16 protein-coding genes and 1 pseudogene are annotated in these 19718 nt (G+C 68.2%); 9 read left to right on the top strand and 8 right to left on the bottom strand.

Features of this window, described 5'->3' with window-relative positions:
* Window positions 1-37: 37 nt before the first annotated feature.
* Complete coding sequence (locus RVX_RS02460) at window positions 38-1453, bottom strand: outer membrane homotrimeric porin (RefSeq protein ID WP_116306632.1); 1416 nt, start codon at window positions 1451-1453, stop codon at window positions 38-40.
* Between the two features lie 519 nt (window positions 1454-1972).
* On the opposite strand from RVX_RS02460, the gene tmcD reads away from it, so the two are divergent.
* The 9 genes and pseudogenes from tmcD (at window position 1973) to RVX_RS02415 (ending at window position 10891) form a co-directional block, all read left to right on the top strand.
* Entirely contained in the window at window positions 1973-3310 is a 1338-nt protein-coding gene (tmcD, locus tag RVX_RS02455) for an electron transfer complex subunit TmcD (RefSeq protein WP_116306634.1), read from the top strand.
* Window positions 3311-3336: 26 nt separating this feature from the next.
* Complete coding sequence (tmcC, locus tag RVX_RS02450) at window positions 3337-3996, top strand: TmcC family electron transfer complex membrane anchor subunit (protein ID WP_116306636.1); 660 nt, start codon at window positions 3337-3339, stop codon at window positions 3994-3996.
* 90 nt (window positions 3997-4086) lie between these two features.
* Window positions 4087-5424 carry an electron transfer complex ferredoxin TmcB gene (gene tmcB / locus RVX_RS02445; protein WP_116306638.1) on the top strand — a complete coding sequence of 446 codons (1338 nt, stop codon included), beginning with the start codon at window positions 4087-4089 and terminating at the stop codon, window positions 5422-5424.
* A gap of 22 nt (window positions 5425-5446) precedes the next feature.
* Window positions 5447-5884, top strand: coding sequence for an acidic tetraheme cytochrome c3 TmcA (gene tmcA, locus RVX_RS02440; protein ID WP_116306640.1), 438 nt, complete (start codon window positions 5447-5449; stop codon window positions 5882-5884).
* A gap of 76 nt (window positions 5885-5960) precedes the next feature.
* Window positions 5961-6527, top strand: a complete 567-nt coding sequence (locus tag RVX_RS02435) for a hypothetical protein (protein ID WP_116306642.1) — start codon at window positions 5961-5963, stop codon at window positions 6525-6527.
* 5 nt (window positions 6528-6532) lie between these two features.
* A complete protein-coding gene (locus RVX_RS02430) occupies window positions 6533-7450 on the top strand; it encodes a universal stress protein (protein ID WP_116306644.1) in 918 nt (305 codons plus the stop codon).
* A gap of 183 nt (window positions 7451-7633) precedes the next feature.
* A pseudogene (locus RVX_RS02425) lies at window positions 7634-7876 on the top strand (response regulator); the annotation flags it as partial.
* 276 nt (window positions 7877-8152) lie between these two features.
* Window positions 8153-8548, top strand: coding sequence for a DVU0259 family response regulator domain-containing protein (gene divK, locus RVX_RS02420; protein WP_116307787.1), 396 nt, complete (start codon window positions 8153-8155; stop codon window positions 8546-8548).
* 342 nt (window positions 8549-8890) lie between these two features.
* Window positions 8891-10891, top strand: a complete 2001-nt coding sequence (locus RVX_RS02415) for a response regulator (protein ID WP_116306646.1) — start codon at window positions 8891-8893, stop codon at window positions 10889-10891.
* On the opposite strand, the gene RVX_RS02410 is transcribed toward RVX_RS02415, so the two are convergent.
* From RVX_RS02410 to RVX_RS02380, 7 genes are all read right to left on the bottom strand, one after another.
* On the bottom strand, window positions 10888-12210 hold the full coding sequence (locus tag RVX_RS02410) for a response regulator (RefSeq protein WP_420192401.1): 1323 nt from the start codon (window positions 12208-12210) through the stop codon (window positions 10888-10890). The genes RVX_RS02415 and RVX_RS02410 overlap by 4 nt on opposite strands.
* Window positions 12207-14750, bottom strand: coding sequence for a PAS domain S-box protein (locus RVX_RS02405; protein ID WP_116306648.1), 2544 nt, complete (start codon window positions 14748-14750; stop codon window positions 12207-12209). The genes RVX_RS02410 and RVX_RS02405 overlap by 4 nt, the downstream gene beginning before the upstream one ends.
* A gap of 53 nt (window positions 14751-14803) precedes the next feature.
* The gene (locus RVX_RS02400; RefSeq protein ID WP_116306650.1) at window positions 14804-15565 is read right to left on the bottom strand and encodes an RrF2 family transcriptional regulator; all 762 of its coding nucleotides are present in this window, start codon (window positions 15563-15565) and stop codon (window positions 14804-14806) included.
* 506 nt (window positions 15566-16071) lie between these two features.
* Window positions 16072-16548 (bottom strand): RrF2 family transcriptional regulator, encoded by a 477-nt coding sequence (locus tag RVX_RS02395; protein ID WP_116306652.1) that lies wholly within the window; start codon window positions 16546-16548, stop codon window positions 16072-16074.
* A gap of 307 nt (window positions 16549-16855) precedes the next feature.
* On the bottom strand, window positions 16856-17665 hold the full coding sequence (locus RVX_RS02390; protein ID WP_116306653.1) for an HD-GYP domain-containing protein: 810 nt from the start codon (window positions 17663-17665) through the stop codon (window positions 16856-16858).
* A 293-nt stretch (window positions 17666-17958) separates the two neighbouring features.
* The gene (locus RVX_RS02385) at window positions 17959-19329 is read right to left on the bottom strand and encodes a sensor histidine kinase (protein WP_116306654.1); all 1371 of its coding nucleotides are present in this window, start codon (window positions 19327-19329) and stop codon (window positions 17959-17961) included.
* Window positions 19326-19691 (bottom strand): response regulator transcription factor, encoded by a 366-nt coding sequence (locus tag RVX_RS02380; RefSeq protein WP_116306655.1) that lies wholly within the window; start codon window positions 19689-19691, stop codon window positions 19326-19328. Before RVX_RS02380 ends, RVX_RS02385 begins: the two co-directional genes overlap by 4 nt.
* Window positions 19692-19718: the final 27 nt, after the last annotated feature.

Here is a 19718-nt window from a genome sequence, read left to right as displayed (position 1 = left end):
GCGTCGGTCACGCCGCGCGGCGGGATGGGCTGCGCCGCTAGAACTCGTACACCAGGTTGAAGGTCAGCTTCTTGGCGGCGGTCAGGTCTTCGCCCGCGGCGCCCCAGACATCTTCGTCCAGATCGAGGCGGATGTAGCCCATCTCCACGATGAGGGCGAGGTTTTCGTAAATCTGGTAGGTGTGGTCGACGTTCACTTCCCAGGCGCTGTCCTCGTCGGTCAGGAACACGCCGCCGCTGGCCGGGGCCAGTTCGTCGGAGATACCAGCGGTTTCCTTGACCAGTTCGGAATCGTTGGTGCCGCGCATGTAGGTGACGCGCACGAGGTGCGACAGGTTCTCGATGAACGAGATGTCCGCCACCTGCACGCCGACGGCCCACAGGCCCGCGCCGTTGAGGGCGAACTGGCTGTCCTGGTTGAACGCCGAACCCGGGAAGCCGAAGCTGGTGGGCGCCCAGGCGTTGGGCGAGATGGACGGCATGCGTTCGGAGCCGTTGTCGATGTCGTCGTCTTCACCGCTGCCGTACCAGGCGAACACGCCGGGGGTGGCGGCTTCCATCTTGTATTCCACCATGGCCGAAACCAGCCAGCCTTCGCGGGTGGCGTAGTCCTCGTCGGCGTCCTTGCGGCCGTAGGTGGCGTCCATCTTCACGGTGAACGGGTCGAACATGGACAGTTCCAGGGCCACGCCACCCCACCACGCGTCATTGACGGTGGTGTCGTCGCCGGCCAGGCCCATGCGCTGGCCAAGGCTCTGCATGCCGTCGGTGAAAGTGTCGAACGAATCGGTGTTGTAGCTGGCGCCGCTGCCGTCCGCGTCCTTGCCCACAGAAGCGTAGACCAGGTACGGCGTCACGCTGGCGCCGTCCAGGGTCAACGGGGCGGTCAGGCCGAACACGTCCACTTCATCGAACGAATTGTCGCCGGACGATTCCCCGGCCGAGGTGTCATACGGGCGCGCCCAGAAGGCGGTCAGGCCCAGGTTCTCGCTGACGGTGTAGCTCAGCACCAGGGCGGCCACGTCCTCGTCGCTCAGGATCGGGCTGGCGCCAAAGGTCGCGCCGGGCAGGTCCATGCCCTGCAGGCCCATGCGCACCTGCAGTTCGGTATTGGGCACCACCCAATCGATGTACGAGCGGCGCACCTTCACCGACTTGCCGTCCGTGCCCAGCGCGCCGTCTTCCTGGCCCCAGGTGGTGGTGCCCATTTCCAGGAACACCACGCCCCGCAGCGCTTCACTGGCGACGATGTCGATCTGGGTGCGCAGCCGCTGGTGGGCCGCGAAGTCGTCTTCGCCCTCGCCGCCGTCATCGGCGGAACGATAGTTCATGCCGTCGGTCCACGAAAAGTCGAAGGCCCACTCGCCCTTGGCTTCGATGGTCGCGGCGGCTGCCGGGGATGCAGCGCCGCACAACAGCGCCGCGCCCAGCAGCAGCGTGATCAGACGTTTCATGTTTTCTCCTTCCTTCCTTGCGGGAATGTATGCGGACCAGGCGGCAGTGCGCCACGCGGTCCCGTGCTGCGTCGCGCCGCGCAGGGGGCGGCGGACGTTTCCGTGTCGAATACTGAAAATGATTTTCAGAGTCAATATCACATCAAACAACGCCCCCATCCAGCACGCCCGCGCGCGCTCCATCACGGGTTCCGTTTCCCCGTCGAAACATCATGAAACATGTTCCGCGCATGACACACACCATGGCCCGGCCAATGTCTGCCCCGCCATAGCGTTGCAGCGTGATACGAATGTCACATTATGAATTTTCTACTTGAGCGGTTGCATTAATACTATACCAAAGAAGTATACAACCCATTCTACCACGCGGGTAGACTACTATTTTTTGCAACACCACTTCCCCGGTAGTCTTTCATGTGGTAGATTATCTTCAAATACAACCGCAGTTGCGACATCAATATGTAGTGCAACGATCATTCTCCTGCGCCAGGCATGCCCGGCGCAGAACAGGAGGTCCGCATGTCGACATCCACCGCGCCCCTACAGCCCTCCCCCGGAATGCCGGAAGCGCCGCCCGCCGCGAACGCCGCCGCAGGCCCACCGCATTCCGCCCCCGGGGACTGGGAACCGGGCAGACGGGTGATCGCGCCTTCCCTTGCGCCGCTGCCCGGCCACCAGTGGCAGGAAGAACCGCACATGTCGCCCGACGGCATGCACGTGGCCGCCGTGGTGCGGCAGGAGGACGACAGCTTCACCATGCGGGTGGACGACGGCGTCTGGGATGCCGGCTTCGACAAGGTGTGGTCGCCGCGCTTCCTGGCCGACGGACGCCTGGCGGCCATCGTCCAGCAGGACGGGGAATGGACCGTGGCCGTGGACGGCGAGACATGGCCGGAAACCTACGGGTTCATATGGTCGCTGTGCTCCGGCCCCGCCGGGCGGCTGGCCGCCGCCGTGCAGCAGGACACGCGCTACGGCATGATCATGGACGGCGAAATCTGGGAAACGCTGTACGAAAACGCCAACAACTTCGCCTTGAGCCCCGACGGCCGCCGCACCGCCGCCGTGGTGCAGACCGTGCCGCTGGGCCAGGCGGACATAGAGACCTTCGTGCGGGGCGTGTACAGCGTGGCCGTGGACGGCGAGGCATGGGAACAGAATTTCATGAACGTCTGGACGCCCGTGTTCGACAACCGCAACGACCGGGTGGCCGCGCAGGTGCGCCTTTCCCACACCGAGTACACCGTGGCCGTCAACGGCGCGCCGTGGCCAGCCACCTTCCCCTGCGTGTGGGAGCCCTGCTTCGACCCGGCCACCGGAGCCGTGGCCGCGCCCGTGCGCAAGGAGGGCCGCTGGGGCATGGCGCTGGACGGCACCCTGCTGTGGGACGCCCGCTTCTTCCAGTGCTGGTCGCCCGCATGGAGCCGGGACGGGCGGCACCTGTGGGCCATCGTGGCCCCGCAGTACGGACGGTTCACCGTGGCCCGCGACGCCGCGCCGTGGTCCTTCACCGCCCCCGTGGTCACCGACCTTGTCCTCTCGCCCGACGGCACGCGTGCCGCGGCTCTTGCCAGCAACGACAACAGCGACTGGCAGGTGGTGGTGGACGGCGTGGCCTGGCCCGGTCGGTGGGAAATGGCCTGGCGGCCCGTGTTCAGCCCGTGCGGGCAACACGTGGCGGTGCGCGTGCGGGATAGGGGCCGCGAAACGGTGCTGGTGGACGGCAAGCCCTGGCGTGACGCGTTCACCACGGCATGGGACCCGGCCTTCGGACCGGGCGGCGCGGTGCTGCTGCGCGGCGTGCGCGACGGCGCGTGCGAGCGGTGGGTGGCCACGATTGACGACTTCAAGGCCTGATCACCTGATCAGGGGAGGTGACAGCCATGCAACAACTTTACAACTTCGCCGTCGGCCCCCTGGCCTGGGTCGCGTGGGCCGTGTTCCTGGGCGGGTCTGTCTGGCGCATCGCCTCCATGTGGGCGCTGGCCCGCAAGAAGGACATGAACGCCGTGGCCTACATGGACGTCCGCTTCGCCGCGCGCTCCATGGCGCGCTGGGCCACCCCCTTCGCCACCCTGGGCTGGCGGGCCAACCCCGCCGTCACCGTGGCCACCTTCGCCTTCCACACCGCCCTCGCCCTGCTGCTGCTTTTCGCGCCGGGGCATGCGGTGCTGTGGGACTACGCCTTCGGCGTCAACGTCTGGTCACTGCCTGAAGGCATCGCCGACGTGCTGACCGTGCTGGTCATCCTGCTGTGCGGGTTCTTCGCGTGGAGAAGGCTGCAATTGCCCACGGTCCGCTACGTCACCCGGCCCATGGACTGGCTGGTGCTGGCGCTGGTGGCCGTGCCTGTCGTCACCGCGTTTCTCGCCAAGCAGCAGATCGGCGACAACCTGCTGATGAGCACCCTGCACGTGCTCTCGGGCGAGGCAACGCTGATGGCGCTGCCCTTCACCCGCTTGTCGCATGCGCTGTTCTCGCCGTTCACCCGGGCCTACATGGGCTCGGAATTCGGCGGGGTGCGCCACTGCCCCGACTGGTAGGCGCGGCCCGCGACACGGCGCGGCAGGCAGGCCACAGGCTGATCAATCCATCGGAAGGGCGCACGACGCCATCCCACGGGAGACAATTACATGAGCGCAACGGAATTCTCGGGCATCGCGGAACGCCGCATAGAAGACGCCAACCTCATCCGGGGCGTGGCCGCGCTGACGCGTGAACGCATCGAACGCGTGGTCAAGGCCGTGACAAAGGGCGAAGCCGGGGCGCGCCTTGCCGTCTACCACGAAACCTGCATGCGCTGCGGCATGTGCGCCGACGCCTGCCACTACTGCCTCTCGCACGACGGCGACCCCACCTATTCGCCCGTGGGCAAGATGGAACAGACCATGTGGAAGCTGCTGCGCACCGGCGGCAAGGTGGAGCCGGACGACATCTACGGCATGGCCCAGATCGCCTACACCGAATGCAACCTGTGCCGCCGCTGCGTGCATTACTGTCCCGTGGGCATCGACACCGGCTACGTCATGGGCCTTGTGCGGCGCATCTGCCATCGCCTGGGCGTGGTGCCCCTGTACATCCAGGACACGGCGCACAGCCATTCCGGCACCATGAACCAGATGTGGGTCAAGGACGACGAATGGATCGACAGCCTGGTGTGGCAGGAAGACGAGGCGCGCGGCGAAATTCCCGCGCTGCGCATCCCCTTCGACAAGGAAGGGGCGGACTTCCTGTACTCGGTCATCGCGCCCGAACCCAAGTTCCGCACCCAGCTCATCTACCAGGCGGCGGTGATCTTCGACCAAGCCGGGGTGGACTGGACCATGCCTTCCTCCCCCGGCTGGGACAACAGCGACATGTGCATGTTCACCGGCGACTATGAAATGATGGGGCGGCTCAAGCGCTGCCACTTCGAGATGGCCCAGAAGCTGAAGGTCAAGCGCATCGTCATGGGCGAATGCGGCCACGCCTTCCGCTCGGTGTACGACGTGGGCAACCGCTGGCTGGGCTGGAAGAGCCACCCCGTGCCCATCGTGCATTCGGTGGAGTTCTTCTGGGAACTGCTGACCGAGGGCAAGATAAAGCTGGCCAAGAAGTTCGACGAACCCGTGACCATCCACGACCCGTGCAACATCATCCGGGGGCGCGGGCTGATGGACAAGCTGCGCGAGGTCACCCACGCCCTGTGTTCCAACGTGGTGGAAATGTCCCCCACGCGCGAACACAACCTGTGCTGCTGCGCGGGCGGCGGGGTGATCAACTGCGGCCCGCCCTTCAAGGGCGTGCGCCTGGCGGGCAACAAGGCCAAGGCCGACCAGCTTGCCGCCACGGGCGTGCACACGGTGGTGGCCCCCTGCCACAACTGCCACGGCGGGCTTGAAGACATCATCCACCACTACAAGCTCGGCATGCACACCAAGTTCCTGGGCGACCTGATCTACGACTGCATGGAAAAGCCCGGCGCCGCGTAGGCGACGACAAGGAGCACCCCGTATGAAGGCACGACGTTCCCTGCCGGTGGCTGCGGCCCAAATGGCGGTCCTGCTGGCGACCCTGGCGGCCGCGCTGCTGCTCCTGCTGTTGCCGCCCGTGGCAACGGCCCCGGCCCAGGAAGACATGACCACGCTCGCGCCCGAGGCGCTGGCCCCGCATTCGCGGCCCGCCGCCAGCTTCGTCCACGACACGCACAACGAAAAGGCCAAGATCGAGGATTGCGGCGTGTGCCACCACGGCACCACCGAGGATGGACACCGCGATCCGGCCGCCCCCAGTTCCGAGGGCACGCCCTGCGCCGACTGCCACGCCGCCGACAATGGCACGAGGGGCAAGGGCACGCCGCTGGAGCGCGCCTACCACCGCCAGTGCATGGGCTGCCACAAGCAGCAGGCCAAGGGCCCCACGGCATGCGGCGGCTGCCACGCCAAACGGTAGGCACGCGACACGGCATGGCCCCCGGCCACGCAACGGACAACACTCGGCAAACCGGCGAACGCCCCACGGAACCCCTATGGACAGCGTGCACCTGACCCCCGACGGAACGCTCCGCGCCCCCGACGGAACCACCCACGCCGACCCGCTGCCCTGCCTGCGGCTGGCGGCGGTGCTGGACGCGGGCTGCACGCTGCGCTCGTTCTTCGCCCTGCTGACCCGGTACGCCGAACTGCAACGCCTTGGCCCGTTTCTGCCCGCCGCCGTGGCAGAGGCGGCCCGCTGCCCCGGCGAAGGCTGCCGGGCGGACGGGCTGACCGGCCTTGCGCTGCGCAAGACCGTGGACCTCATCGGCTACCCTGGCGGCCCGCGCGCGGAAATCTACCTTTCGCTGCGGGCGCTGGCGCCGGGGGCAAACAGCCCCTGCGGCCGCGACGGAGAAACGGAACACGAAATCAGATTCATACCGCTCGATGCCCTGCTGGATTTGCCGCTCTCGCTGGGCGGCCTGCGACATGTTGTGTTCGGGGACAGGACGCGGGTGCTCGATTGCGAGACCACCTTCAGCCTGTTCGAAGTCATCGAAGGCCTCGCCTGGGAGCTCGGCTTCCAGGGCGGCGCCAGACACTGCAGCCTACGGAGGTAAACGCCATGTTCGGTAAGATCCTCTTTGCAACGTCGGCCTCGCCGGCATGCGACAACGCGGCCAAGGTGGCCTTCGAACTGGCCCGGCGCAACGAAGCGCGCCTGTACGTCTTCCACGTGCTGGGGGTGCCCACGCGGGGCTTCGGCCACTACGTGCGCGACCTGAAGTCGGGTGAGGAAGAAGTGGCCGACGCGGACTACCGCGAATGGGTCACCGAAGAACTGAAGCAGGTCTACGAGGCCCAGTTCAAGGAATTCGGCCCGCCCAACGCCGCCCTGCAACTGGCCGTTGGGGTACCGCACACCGAAATCCTGCGCTTTGCCCGGCAGGAAGGGGTGGACCTGATCGTCATGGGCGCGCACGGGCGCGAGGAGGACGCCGCCTCTTCGCGGGTGCGCTCCATCATCGGCAACACCATGCAGAAGGTGTCCAAGTCCGCCCGCTGCCCGGTGCTGATCGTGAACCGGCCGTGCAATACCTGCTGGCACATGTTCTCGAACATCATCTTCAGCACCGACTTTTCCAAGCCCGCCGACGCGGCGTTCCAGTTCGCCTACCGCACCGCGCGCGAGGTGGGGGCCAAGCTGTACCTCTTCCACGCCTGCGACCTGGGCGGGACGGGGCTGTACCCAAGCCAGGCCGAAATCGAACGCCAGTTGGAGCGGGCGCGCAAGCAGATGCAGGACAAGTACGTGAGCAAGATGACCGATTACGACAACTACCAGGTGGAAATCTGGGAAGGCACGCCGTATGTGGAAATCCTGAAGTACGCCCGCGACCGCAAGGCCGACCTCATCGTCATGGCCCACCACGCCAAGGATGTGCCCAGCGAGGACGCGGAAATCGGCTCCACCGTGGAACAGGTGGTGTTGCGCTCGGCCTGCCCGGTGGCCAGCGTGACCCATGCGGAAAAGGTGGCCTGACGCCCCCGCCCGCGCCGCGGGCATGCGGGACGGCAACCATCGCGACAGTGACGGCGCGGGGCGGCACGCACGCTGCCCCGCAGCCGGGGGCACGGCCGGGACATGACCGGCGCGCTACCGGCACACGGCGGGCGACGACCACGGGTGACGATCCCGGGGTGATGATCAAGGACGGGGCACGACATGGCGCTGGTGCTGGTGGTGGACGACGAACTGTCGTTCCGGTTCTTCCTGAAGGCCCTGTTCGAGACCGACGGGCACGAGGCCGTGGCCGCCCGCAACGGAACCGAGGGCCTTGCGGCCGCCCGCAGGCGTCGCCCCGACCTGGTGGTGCTGGACGTGATGATGCCGGGCGGCGGCGGGCTGCCCATGTACCGCGCCATGCAGGCCGACCCCGCCCTGCGGACAGTGCCGGTGATCATGCTCTCCGGCGTGGGGGGCGGCACCTTCGCGCACGGGTTGTCCCTGTGCGCGGCGGCGGGAGAGGAAGTGGACGAGCCTTTCGCCTACGTGGAAAAACCCCCCAGGCCGGATCGGTTGCTGGAACTGGCGCATGCGGCCCTGGACGGAGCCCGCGCGGGCAACGGAACGACAGCAAGGAAACAGGCCGGGCCAGAAGGCCCGGATGCACGATTCCAGAGGACGGGGCGGACAGGAGCGGCGGCACGCGCCGCCACGAACGACGCCAAGGAGAATGAGCGCATGCCGTACAAGATACTGGTCGTCGACGACGACCCCTACATCGTGAAGTACATGGTGGATATCCTGTCGGACAACGGGTACGCCACCTGTTCCGCGTCCGACGGCTCTGAGGCGCTGGAGGTGCTGAAGCGCGAGCGGCCTGACCTCGTGACGCTGGACCTGGAAATGCCCAACGAGTGGGGGCCGCGTTTCTATCGCAAGATGACCAAGGAAGACGCCTTCCGCGACACCCCGGTCATCGTCATCAGCGGCCTGTCGGGCATTCACCTGGCCATCCGCAACGCCGTGGCCTCGCTGAAAAAGCCCTTCGACCCCAACCGCCTGCTGGAGATCATCCGCGAGACCCTGGAAAAGCGCGGGGAACTGGCGGCGGGCGCGTCCGAAGCCGTGCAATAGCCCTGCGCACGGCGGGTATCAGGCGGCGGCAGCGCGCCGACGGCAGGCGTCCCGGCCTGCGTCGGCGACGCATGTCGCCCCCCGGGCCACGCGCGCCACATGCCACACGCCACGTACCGCCGGGGCGGGCAATGCCCTCCCCGGCGGCCCGCCCTTGTTCTTTTATGCACAGCATGAAACAATGCGCCACGGGTGGTTCCCGCCCCGCGCCCGTCCCACGCGCCAGCGGCGCGGCGATGACCGGGGCCTTCCCCCTCTCTTTCCAGATGGCCGCGCAAGGGCACGCACACACGACGCAGGGACTGTGCCCCCGACCGTGAACCGGATTCCGAGGAGCCGCGCATGGGCGCATCGATCCTGCTGGTGGACGACGAGGAAGGCATTCGCACCGTGCTCGGCATTTCGCTTGCCGACGCGGGCTACCACGTGACCACCGCCGCCAGCGGCGAAGAGGCCCTTGCCCGGTTCGCCGAACGCAAGCCCGACATCGTGCTCACCGACATCAAGATGCCCGGCCTCTCCGGGCTGGATCTGCTGGAACGCCTGAAGGCCGCCGACCCGGAGGTGGAGGTCATCATGCTCACCGGCCACGGCGACATGGACCTGGCCATCCAAAGCCTGAAGCGCGACGCCACCGACTTCCTCACCAAGCCCGTCAACGACGACATGCTCGAAGTGGCCCTGCGCCGCGCGCGCGAACGCATCGACATGCGCCGCCGCCTGCGCGGCTACACCGAAAACCTGGAACAGATGGTGCGCGACCAGTCCAGCCGCCTGGTGGAGGCAGAGCGCCAGCTTGCCGCCCTGCAGACCATGGACGGCATCGCCAGCGGCATCCGGTCGCTGTGCAGCGCCCTGGACGATGGCGGGCTGTTCAACGAGCTGCCCTGCTTCGTGGCCGTGCACAACGCCGACCTCGAAATCGTTTCCACCAACCAGTTGTACAAGGAACGCCTGGGCCACCGCATCGGCAGCCGCAGTTGGGAGGCCTACGCCGGGCGCGGGCCGGGCGACAGACTGTGTCCGGTGGTCCGCGTGCTGGAAACGGGCGAGGGCTTCCGCTCCAACGAGGTGCTGCTGGGCAGAAACGGCCAGGAAATCCCGGTCATCGTGAACACCGCGCCCATCTACGGCAACGACGGCGACGTGGAATTGGTGCTGGAACTTTCGGTGGACGTTTCCGAGGTGCGCCGCCTGCGTGAAGATCTGCGCCTGACCCGCGAGCGGTTCCGCCAGCTGTTCGACGAATCGCCCTGCTACGTGGCCGTCATGGACCGCGACTTCGGCGTGGTGGAGGCCAACCGGCGGTACCGGGAAGATTTCGGCGATCCCACCGGCCGCCGCTGCCACGACGCCTTCGCCCACCGCATGGCCCCCTGCTCCGGCTGCCCGGCGCAACGCACCTTCGAGGACGGGCGGCCGCACCAGGCGGAAACCGTGGTCACCGCGCGCGACGGGCGGCAGGTGAACGTGCTGGTGTGGACGGCCCCCCTGCGCGACGCTGCGGGCGAAATCGCCGAGGTCATGGAGATGTCCACGGACATCACCGAACTGCGCCGGTTGCAGGACCGGCTTTCGCAATTGGGTCTGCTGCTGGGCTCCACGGCCCACGGCATCAAGGGGCTGCTCACCGCGCTGGACGGCGGGGTGTACCGCCTGGGCAGCGGCATCGCGCGCGGAGACGCGGCGCGGGTGCAGGACAGCCACCAGGACATCCGGCACCTGGTGGACCGGCTGCGCAAGATGGTGCTGGACCTTCTGTACTACGCCAAGAACCGCGAACTGAACTGGGAAGTGGTGGTCGCCCGCGCCTTTGCCGAGGACACGGCCACGCTGGTGGAAGCCAAGGCCACGGAGCGCGGGGTGCGCTTCGTGCGGGACTTCGCGGAGGCGGGGATGGCGACGGGGGGCGACGGCGGGGGGGCCGACCTCGGCACCTTCGAGGCCGACGCCGGGGCGCTGTCCTCCGCGCTGGTGAACCTGCTGGAAAACGCAGTGGAGGCCTGCGCGGCGGACACCCGCAAGCAGGACCACGCCGTCACCTTCCGGGTGCGCGGTGCGCCGGACGAAGTAACCTTCACCATCATCGACAACGGCACCGGCATGGACCGCGAAACCCGCGAGAAGCTGTTCACCCTGTTCTTCTCGTCCAAGGGCAGCGCCGGGACGGGCATCGGCCTGTTCGTGGCCAGCCAGGTGGTGCGGCAGCATGGCGGGCACATCGCCGTGGCCTCGGAAAGGGGCGAAGGCAGCACCTTCACCGTGTCGTTGCCGCGCCGCCTGCCGGAAGCGGTGAGACAGGGGGAATCCGCCTGCGACGAACGGACGGATAACGGCGGCTAGTCCGCCCGCAGCAGGGGCCGCAGCAGGGGCCGCAGCAGGGGCCGCACCCGCAGCACCGCCCGCACGCCGCGCCCCTGCGATCCCGCCTCCAGCTCCAGTTCCCCGCCCATCTCCCGGGCCAGCTTGCGCGTGGCCATCAGGCCCACGCCGCTGCCGCCCGGCTTGGCGGAGACAAAGGCGGCAAAGCCGTCCGCGCCCGCATGGACGCCCTGCTCAACCTGTCCGGCCTGTCCAGTTTGTCCAGTTTGTCCAGTTTGTCCGGCCTGCTCCGGCAGACCGGGACCATTGTCCTCCACCACGTATTCGATGCCGGGCGCGCCGGATACCTCCCCCTCCTCGTCCATCGGGCCGGGCAACTCCACGCGGCGGCTGCGCAAGATCACCCGGCGGGGTTCGCCCGCGACGCCCGTGGCCATCCCGTCCGCGTCGGCATCCATCGCGCCTCCGGCCTGCCCCTCGAACGCCTCGATGGCGTTGACCGCCAGATCCATCAGGCAGCGATGCACCGCGTCCGGATCAATCGACACCGGCCCCGGCCCGGCATCGGCCTGCACCGCCAGCGTCACCCCTGCCGCCGCCGCGCGCGGGGATAGCAGGCGGGCCACGTCGCGCAGGGGGGCGTCGGGGTCGCACGGGCGCGGGGCAAGGTCCGCCGCCCGACCCATGTCCAGCAGGCGCATGGCCAGGTCGCGCACCCGCCCCACGTCGTCGCGCACCATGCGCCAGCCCTGCTCCAGGTAGTCGCGCCGGTCCAGCTCCAGTCCCTTTTCCAGCACGAACATGGCCCCCTCCAGCCCGCCCGCCACGTTCTTGATGGCGTGGGCCAGCCCAGCCGCCGTCTCGCCCACGGCGGCCAGGCGCTCGGCGTGCAGCAGTTCGCGGGTGCGCCGGGCCACCAGTTGTTCCAGCTCCTCGGTATGGCGGCGCAGGGCCTCGCGCAGGGCCATGCGCTGGCGGGCGCGGTCCAGCGCCACTTCCAGCGCCTCCGGGGCCACCGGCTTGGTCAGAAAGTCGCCCGCGCCATGACGCAGGCTGGACACGGCAAGTTCCATGTCGCCATGGCCGGTGAGCACCAGCACCTCCACGCCGGGAAATTCCGCCTTCACCGCGCGCAGCAGATCTATGCCGTCCATGCCGGGCATGCGCACGTCGGTCAGCAGCACGGCGGGGGGGGTTACGCGGACCATGGCCAGCGCCTCGGCCCCGGAGGCCGCCGTGCGCACCGCGCAGCCCATGTCGGCCAGCAGCAGCGACAGCACGGTGCGGATGCCTTCCTCGTCGTCCACCAGAAGCAGGGACAAGAGCTGGGGCGCGTTCATGCCGCGTCCCCTTCACCGCCACCGTCAGCGACCGCGCCAGGGGCACCATTCGGCTCCGACGCTCCCGGCGCGCCCGATGCGCCCGATGCGCCCGACGCGGCGGAAAGCGCGCTCCCCGCATCACCGGCCGTCCTTGGCGCGGCCCCCACCGTTCCTGAGGTCACCGGAAAGCGCAGGGTGAAGCAGGCCCCGCCCTCCGGCAGGTTGGACGCCTGGATGGACCCGCCGAACTCCCGCACCAGCCCGTAGCTTATGGAAAGCCCGAGCCCCGTGCCCTTGCCCACCTTCTTGGTGGTGAAGAACGGCTCGAAGATGCGCGGCAAGAGCGCCGGGGGTATGCCGCCGCCGGTGTCGCACACCGCCACCGTCACCCGCCGGTCGTCGGCGGACGTTTCGACGCTGATGCGGCGCGGCGCGCCCGGCTCCTTCTCGCTGCGCTCCTCTATGGCGTCGCGCGCGTTGAGCAGCAGGTTGATGAACACCTGCTCCAGCCTGTTGGCCACGGCCATGACCGGGGGCAGCGGCTCGGCCAGCCGCCAGTCGATGTCGATGCCGCGCAGCGAAAGCTGGCGGCTGAAGAATTCCGTGGCGCTTTGCAGCACCGCGTTCAGGTCCACCCGCTCCAGCGCCAGGTCCGACCGGCGGCCGAAGTCGCGCATGTGCCCGATGATGCGGCTGGCCCGGTCCACATGGCCGTCTATCTCGCGGGCCATGGTGGCCAGGATTTCCGGGTCGATGGGTTCGCCGCGCGTCACCTTGCGCAGCAGAAAGCCCCCGGCGGTCTTGATGACGGTCAGCGGCTGGTTCAGTTCGTGGGCGACGCCCGTGGCCATCTCGCCAAGGGTGGCCATCTTGCCCGCCTGGATCACCTTCTGCTCGGCCTCCAGCCGTTCGGTGATGTCGGTGGTTGTCACCAGCAGCACCTGCCGGGCCAGGTATTCCGCCGGGGAAAGCATGATGTCCACGTGAAAGGGCCTGCCGTCGCGCGCCACGTTGCGGGCGCGGTTCAGCACGGTGAAGGCCTTGAGCTGCGAGGCGTAGCGCTCGCGCTCGTCCGCCGGAAACAGGTCCAGGAACGAACGGCCCTTCATTTCCTCGCGCGGCCAGCCGTACACCTTCTCGGCAGTGGAGTTGCAGTCCACCACCTCCAGGGTCTGCTGGTCCAGCACGAACACCGCGCTGGGAATGTGGTTGAAGATGGCGTGGTACTTCAGCTCGGAACGGCGCAGCTTTTCTTCCAGTTCCTTGCGGTCGGTGATGTCCAGGGTCATTTCCATGGCCGCCGTCACCCGGCCTTCGGCGTCGAACACGGGCGAGGTGTGCACGATCCAGTGCGCCCGGCTGCCGTCGGTATGAAAGCCGCTTTCCTCGCTGCAATGGGCAAGGCCGGTCTGCATGGTCATTTCCACCGCGCAGTTGGGGCACTTGCCGGTGCGGCCCTTGTAGGCCTGAAAGCAGAAGTCCCCCGGCTTCGGGGTGAAGTTCTCGCGGAACATGCGGTTGTACTTCAGCAGCCGCAGGTTCTTGTCCTGCACGGTGATGGCACAGGGCACCTGGTCGAACAGGCGCTGGTATTCATCGCGCTGGCGGTTCAGCTCCGCCTGCTTGCCGCTGATGTCGCGGGCCATGCGGGTGATGGCCCCGGCCAGTTCGCCTATCTCGTCCTGCTGGCGCACGTCGGAAAGGTCCACCGTGCCGCCGCGCGCCACGGCGCGGGTGCCCTCGATAAGCCGGGCCACCGGCCGCGTCAGAAAGCGCCGCAAAAACAGGTGCACCGCCGTGGCCCCCAGCAGGAACACCGCCGCCGCCAGAGTCACCACGCGGGTCTGAAAGGACAGCACCTCGGCTTCGGCGGCTTCGAGCGAAAGACCCACCTCCAGCGCGCCCAGCACCAGTTTGTCCGCCGGGTGGAAATGGCAGGGTTCGCCCGAACAGCCGGGCTCGTTCATGATGGGGGTAAGGCTGCCCAGCAGGCGGCGTCCGCCCTCGTCGGTGAACACGCGGGTGCGTTCGTGCAGGGCCAGCCACTTGCGGGGTTCTGCCGTGCGGTGGCAGGCGGCGCAGGCCTCGTCGCGGATGTTGGTGCGGCGCTCCACCTCGCCCGGGTCGCCCGAAAACTTGATGACGCCTTCCTTGTTGTAGATACGGATGGAGACGATGTCCTTCTGGCGGGCCACGTCGCTGATGATCTGGTTGATCTCGTCGCGGGCGTTCAGCATCATGGCGTAGCGCGCGCCCAGACGGATGGTGGTGCCCAGGCGGTCGCCCCCGGCGGCCAATTCCTCGTGCAGGTGTTCGCGCTGGTAGCGGATGCTGCCCAGCGACAGCACCAGCACCCCCAGGAACAGCGCCGCACCGCTGCCCGCCACCACCTTGGCGGCCAGGCTGGCGCCCGACAGAAAGCGCAGGCGTCGTCCCCATCCGGGCTTTCCGGGGCGCCCGGCATGGGCGGAACCGGGCCTTGCGCCCTTACCGCCGCCGGCTCCCGTGCCCGTGTCCGGGGGGGGAGTGCCGCCCGTCCCGCCGGTCATCGCGGTCATGGCAACCTCCCGTGCCGCCGCCCCGCACGCCCCACACACCGGGCCACCCACGGTCAGGACACGCGGGCCGGGCGGGTACGCGGAGTGCCGACGCCTTCCGCATCGTCCGGCCCGTCCCGTTCGTCCCGTCCGTCCAATCCGTCCAATCCGTCCAATCCCACTGGGCCTTCCGGTTCGCACGGTTCCGATACGGACGGCGGGACGCGGGGCGTCGCGGGGATGAAGCGGGCTGGACAGCCACCCGATATCGTGCCACCCGCGGGCGCGGATTCTCCCGGCCCATGGAATCGCGCCGTATCCACATATCCGGATGATTCAGCAAACCCGGCCAGGGCGCGCAGTTCCCGTTCGGCCTCCTCGCGGTGCTCGGCCACGGTGCCCGTGCACCAATCGCCGAACTTCACCCCCTGATCCACGTAGCGCAACAGTTCGCCAAAGGTAATGGCGTCCAGCCGGGCGAACATGGCCCGGCTGCCCTCCTTCCAGACCATGCGCGTCAGGCAACCGGGGGCGTGGGTGCAGTGCTCTTCGTCGCGCCCGCAGCCCACCATTTCCGCCCCGCCTTCCAGCACGCGCACCACGTCGCCCACGGAAATGTCGTCGGGCGAGCGCCCCAGGCGGTGCCCGCCGTTGGGCCCGCGCTGGCTCACCAGCAGACCCGCCTCTTTCAGCGACCGGCTGATCTTTTCCAGATACTTCTGCGAGACATCCAGCCGACGCGCCACGTCGCGCATCAGCACCGGCCCCAGACGGCTGTGCTGGGCGATGTCCAGCATCATCCGCGTGCCGTAGCGGCTGTTGGTCAGCAATCGCATGCCCTGCCCCCTCGGTTGACGGCCATGCCATGGCAAGGGACGGGAACCCACACCCCCGCGCCCTGCCGTGCCCATGCAGGAAGCATCCGCCATCTCCACACGCCGTCTCCAGCAACGGACATTTCATGCACTTCACCACATCATACCATACCGCATTGGTATATTCAACAACACCAGACACCTAACATGTTCACTCCGCATTATTCCAATCTGGATTAAAATGTTTCCATGTTGCGAAGACACTTTTCAAAAAATGGAGATGCACCACAAGAAACGGCCCATGCCGCATCCGTTGCGACGCCATGAAACAGAAGGCGTCCCCTCCTGTACGGAAGGGACGCCGAAACGGACATGGAAAGGGATGGCCAGGGGCGCGTCCTGAAGGTGCAGCACAGGGCTTCCGAGGCGCAAAAGGCGCGGCGGACGGAGCGTGCCCAAGGGGCCGGGTGGCGGGGCGGGAAGAAGCGAAGGGGCAGAAAAACGGCGGAAAGCGGAAGGCGGCCCGGCTAGACGCCGGGCCTGCCTGACCTGTCGGCCATGTCGGACGTCATGCCGCCGTCATGGTACGGGTCGTGCTCCGTCGCGTCGGGCAGACCCTTGGCCATGTCGTCCAGGGTAATGGCGTCAAGGGCCGATTCCACTGCGTCAGCCGCGCGGGTCCAGCCAAGGCAGGTCAGTTTGTCGCCGGGCGTATCGGCAAGGGTGCAGTGCTCCGCGATGCGGATGCCCCCTTCCATGAGCCGCACCACCGCGCCCAGGGTTATCTTTGCGGGCGGCAGGGCAAGGCGATGCCCGCCCATGGCGCCCCGCGCGCTGGCCGTAAGCCCGGCACGGCGCAGATCCTTGAGTATCTGCTCCAGAAACTGGACGCTGATGTCGGTGTGCCGCGACAACGTGGTGGTGGTCAGCGGCCCCTCGGTGCCATGCACCGCAAGGGCAACCAGCACCCGTGCCGCATAGCGTGTTCTGGCGGTGAGCTTCATGCCGTTTCGTGGTCTCCCGTTGCGGCGGCGCGCGATAGTGCGCGCCGTCCACTGCGGTACACCTACACCATGCCCGCACGGCATTCAACCGCATTAGTCGGAAATGGACCGCTCCTGTTCCGGAGGGCATGCACCACCCCCCTCTTCGTATCGGAGTGCATTCATCCTGGATATCTTCACTCCGAAACAGCGTTTCACCGAGGACCTATTTCTGAAACATCCAACAATGCTTCACCATCGTACCAGCGGCAGACCCATCCCACGTGTTGCGCCGTCGCCATACGGAAGCCCATCGCCAAGGGTTGCTTCAGCACGTGCCCTCGCCGGTGCGCAGGCCGGAGCTCACCTTGTCCCGCGCCGCCCAGAGTTCCCCGGAGATTTCAAAAAAGGCGTCCAGGGGCCGGGGGTCGAACTGGGTGCCCCGCCCCTCGCGCATGATGGCGAGCGCCGTGTCGAACTCGAAGGCGGGCTTGTAGGGCCGCTTGCTGGTCAGGGCGTCGAACACGTCGGCCACGGCCACGATGCGCCCCTCCAGAGGAATGCCCTCGGCCGACAGGCCGCGCGGATACCCGGACCCGTCCCAGCGCTCGTGATGGGTGCCCGCGATGGTGGCGGCAATGCGCACCACCCGCGACGACGAAGCCGCAAGCATCTTCTCGCCGATGGTGGTGTGGTGCTTCATGACGGCGAATTCCTCGGGCGTCAGCCTGCCGGGCTTGAGCAGTATGGCGTCCGGCGTGCCGATCTTGCCCACGTCGTGCATGGGCGCGGCCACGCGCAAGTCGCGCAGCCCGTCGGCGTGCATGCCGAGGGCGGCGGCTATGCCCTCGCTGTAGAAAGCCATGCGCAGGATGTGATCGCCGGTGTCGTCGTCCTTGTAGGCGGCGGCAAGGGTGAGCCGATTCAGGGTGTCGAGGTACGACCGTTCCAGTTCCGCGCGCGAGGCGCGCAGGTCGAGCACGGTGCGCCCCAGATCGTCGGCGAAGGCGCGCAACTGCCCGTGGGCCATGCGCAGTTGCTCGCGCGTCTCCTCCATGGCGGAGCAGGCGGCCTCCGCCGCCTCCTGCACCTGACCTGCGGCGACGTTTCCTTTGCCATGAGTGGTGTCGTGCGTCATGTGGCTCTCCCGTACGTTGCGGTCCGGCCGGGGGGCGAAAAAACCGGCCATGCCCGGCCGAAATATGCCCGGAACCGGGCCGCGCCGGGGGCTGGGAAACAGCGTCGCCCCCAACCCCAGGGGCCGCGCCGGGATCGGGCTTGCGCCCGTGCGGGGCCCGGCGCGGCCTGGGGGTGGGGACAGCTCCGGAGCGGGTGGGCCGCACGGGGATCCCCCAATCCTCCGTCCCGCCCCGAAGCAGGCCATCGGCCCGCGCGCATGGGACCCATGCGCGGCGCGCCGAGCCCGGAGATTCAGCGTGCGGCGAATTCCCCCGCCTCCCCCCCGGCCCTTTCAAGGCTGGCTGGCAGGCGCACGGTCACCGTGGTGCCACGGCCCACCTCGCTGGCAAGGGTCACCTCTCCCCCGTGCAGCCGGGCGATGGCCCGCGCCAGGGTAAGCCCAATGCCCAAACCTTCACGGTTGCGCGTCAGGTAGCCCTGCGCCTGATAAAAACTCTCGAACACCCGTTCGCGCTCCTGCGCCCCGATGCCGATGCCGGTGTCCGCCACCTCCACCTGCACCTCGCGGCCAGCGCACCCCTCATCACCAAACGCATCCCCGTCCCCGGCCACGCCGCGCGGCGGCTGGCAGCGCACGGTCACCATGCCCCCCTGCCGGTTGAAGCGGATTGCGTTGTGCATCACATGCAGGAACATCTCCCGCAGCAGCGCGGCGTTGCCGCGCACCGTCACCGGCACGACGCCCAGGGGCGTCGGCCCCAGCACCACGCCATGCGCGGCGGCCAGGGCGGAAAGCTCTTCCCGCACACCGCCCAGCAACCGGCGCACGTCCACCGGCGCGTCGGCCGCCTCCACGCGCCCGCCCTGCACCTCTGCAAAACGCACCACTTCGCGCACCATGGCGTGCATGCGCCGCGCGGCCTGCAACAGATGCCCCAGCAGTTCCTCGGCGTCGGCGTCGCCCCGGCGGCGCGCCTCGTCCAGAAGCACGTCGCCCAGCCCAAGGATGCCGTTGAGCGGGGTACGCATCTCGTGCGAGATGATGGCCAGGAAATCCTGCTTCAGGTGCTGCACCCGCCGCTGCATGCTGATGTCGTGCAACACCAGCACCCGGCCGCCGTCGCGCATGGGCGAGGTGGCCACCCGCACCACGCGCCGCGCCCCGCCTTCGGGCGCAGGCAGTTCCAGTTCCACCACCCGCGTCCCGTCCATGTCCGGCCCACCCTCATGGAGCCGCCCCCCGCCCTGCCCGCCCGGCGGCATTGCACCCGCAACGCCCCCTCTGCCCCCGCCCCCGCCAGCCGGGTCCGGCAACACGGCGGCGGCCCCGGCCACGCCCAGCAACTCCGCCAGCGGCCTGCCCTCCACGTCGGCCCAGGGGTGCTCCAGCATGGCGCACGCCGCCCTGTTGACGGTAACGGCCACGCCCGACGCATCGACGGTGAGCATGCCGTCGGCCATGGAATCAATGACCGCGCGCAGCCGTTCGTTGACGGCCTGCAACTCCGCGCGCTGGGCCCGCTCCACGGTATACAGCGCCGCCAGGTCCTCGGCGTAGCGCACCGTCTGCATGGACACCTCGCCGCAAGCGGCGGCGGGCTGGGCAGCCAGACCGGCATCCGCGGTGGCGCCCGCGCAGGGATCATCAGGCGCGTGGGTCATCCCAGAAACTCCTCTATCTTGCGGATCAGCGCCAATGGGCTGAATGGCTTCGGAAAGTAGTCGTCGGCTCCGGCGCGCAATCCTTCCTCGCGGTCCTGGGTCTGGCCCTTGGCGGTCAGCATGATGATCCGGCACGCCGCCGTGGCGGGGTCGGCCCGGATGCGCCGGGTGGCTTCCAGCCCGTCGATTTCGCCGGGCATCATCACGTCCATCAGAATCAGGTCCGGCCGGTGCAGACGGGCCATTTCCACAGCCTGCACGCCATTTTCAGCCTGCAATATCTGATAGTTGCCGATGCGAAGAGTGGCCTGCACCAGTTCGCGCACCTCGTACTGGTCTTCGGCGATGAGTATTCGTTTCATGGCGCATTCCCCTTGCGTGACGGCATG

This window comes from Nitratidesulfovibrio sp. HK-II (genome assembly GCF_003402415.2).
In the GTDB taxonomy this organism is placed as follows: Bacteria; Desulfobacterota; Desulfovibrionia; order Desulfovibrionales; family Desulfovibrionaceae; genus Cupidesulfovibrio.
This window is presented reverse-complemented; position numbering and strand designations above follow the sequence as displayed.

What these genes read in the sequence shown, in the direction of transcription:
- RVX_RS02460 (WP_116306632.1), bottom strand. Translation starts at nt 1,453, where the DNA reads ATGAAACGTCTGATCACGCTGCTGCTGGGCGCGGCGCTGTTGTGCGGC.
- tmcD (WP_116306634.1), top strand. Translation starts at nt 1,973, where the DNA reads ATGTCGACATCCACCGCGCCCCTACAGCCCTCCCCCGGAATGCCGGAA.
- tmcC (WP_116306636.1), top strand. Translation starts at nt 3,337, where the DNA reads ATGCAACAACTTTACAACTTCGCCGTCGGCCCCCTGGCCTGGGTCGCG.
- tmcB (WP_116306638.1), top strand. Translation starts at nt 4,087, where the DNA reads ATGAGCGCAACGGAATTCTCGGGCATCGCGGAACGCCGCATAGAAGAC.
- tmcA (WP_116306640.1), top strand. Translation starts at nt 5,447, where the DNA reads ATGAAGGCACGACGTTCCCTGCCGGTGGCTGCGGCCCAAATGGCGGTC.
- RVX_RS02435 (WP_116306642.1), top strand. Translation starts at nt 5,961, where the DNA reads ATGGACAGCGTGCACCTGACCCCCGACGGAACGCTCCGCGCCCCCGAC.
- RVX_RS02430 (WP_116306644.1), top strand. Translation starts at nt 6,533, where the DNA reads ATGTTCGGTAAGATCCTCTTTGCAACGTCGGCCTCGCCGGCATGCGAC.
- divK (WP_116307787.1), top strand. Translation starts at nt 8,153, where the DNA reads ATGCCGTACAAGATACTGGTCGTCGACGACGACCCCTACATCGTGAAG.
- RVX_RS02415 (WP_116306646.1), top strand. Translation starts at nt 8,891, where the DNA reads ATGGGCGCATCGATCCTGCTGGTGGACGACGAGGAAGGCATTCGCACC.
- RVX_RS02410 (WP_420192401.1), bottom strand. Translation starts at nt 12,210, where the DNA reads ATGAACGCGCCCCAGCTCTTGTCCCTGCTTCTGGTGGACGACGAGGAA.
- RVX_RS02405 (WP_116306648.1), bottom strand. Translation starts at nt 14,750, where the DNA reads ATGACCGCGATGACCGGCGGGACGGGCGGCACTCCCCCCCCGGACACG.
- RVX_RS02400 (WP_116306650.1), bottom strand. Translation starts at nt 15,565, where the DNA reads ATGCGATTGCTGACCAACAGCCGCTACGGCACGCGGATGATGCTGGAC.
- RVX_RS02395 (WP_116306652.1), bottom strand. Translation starts at nt 16,548, where the DNA reads ATGAAGCTCACCGCCAGAACACGCTATGCGGCACGGGTGCTGGTTGCC.
- RVX_RS02390 (WP_116306653.1), bottom strand. Translation starts at nt 17,665, where the DNA reads ATGACGCACGACACCACTCATGGCAAAGGAAACGTCGCCGCAGGTCAG.
- RVX_RS02385 (WP_116306654.1), bottom strand. Translation starts at nt 19,329, where the DNA reads ATGACCCACGCGCCTGATGATCCCTGCGCGGGCGCCACCGCGGATGCC.
- RVX_RS02380 (WP_116306655.1), bottom strand. Translation starts at nt 19,691, where the DNA reads ATGAAACGAATACTCATCGCCGAAGACCAGTACGAGGTGCGCGAACTG.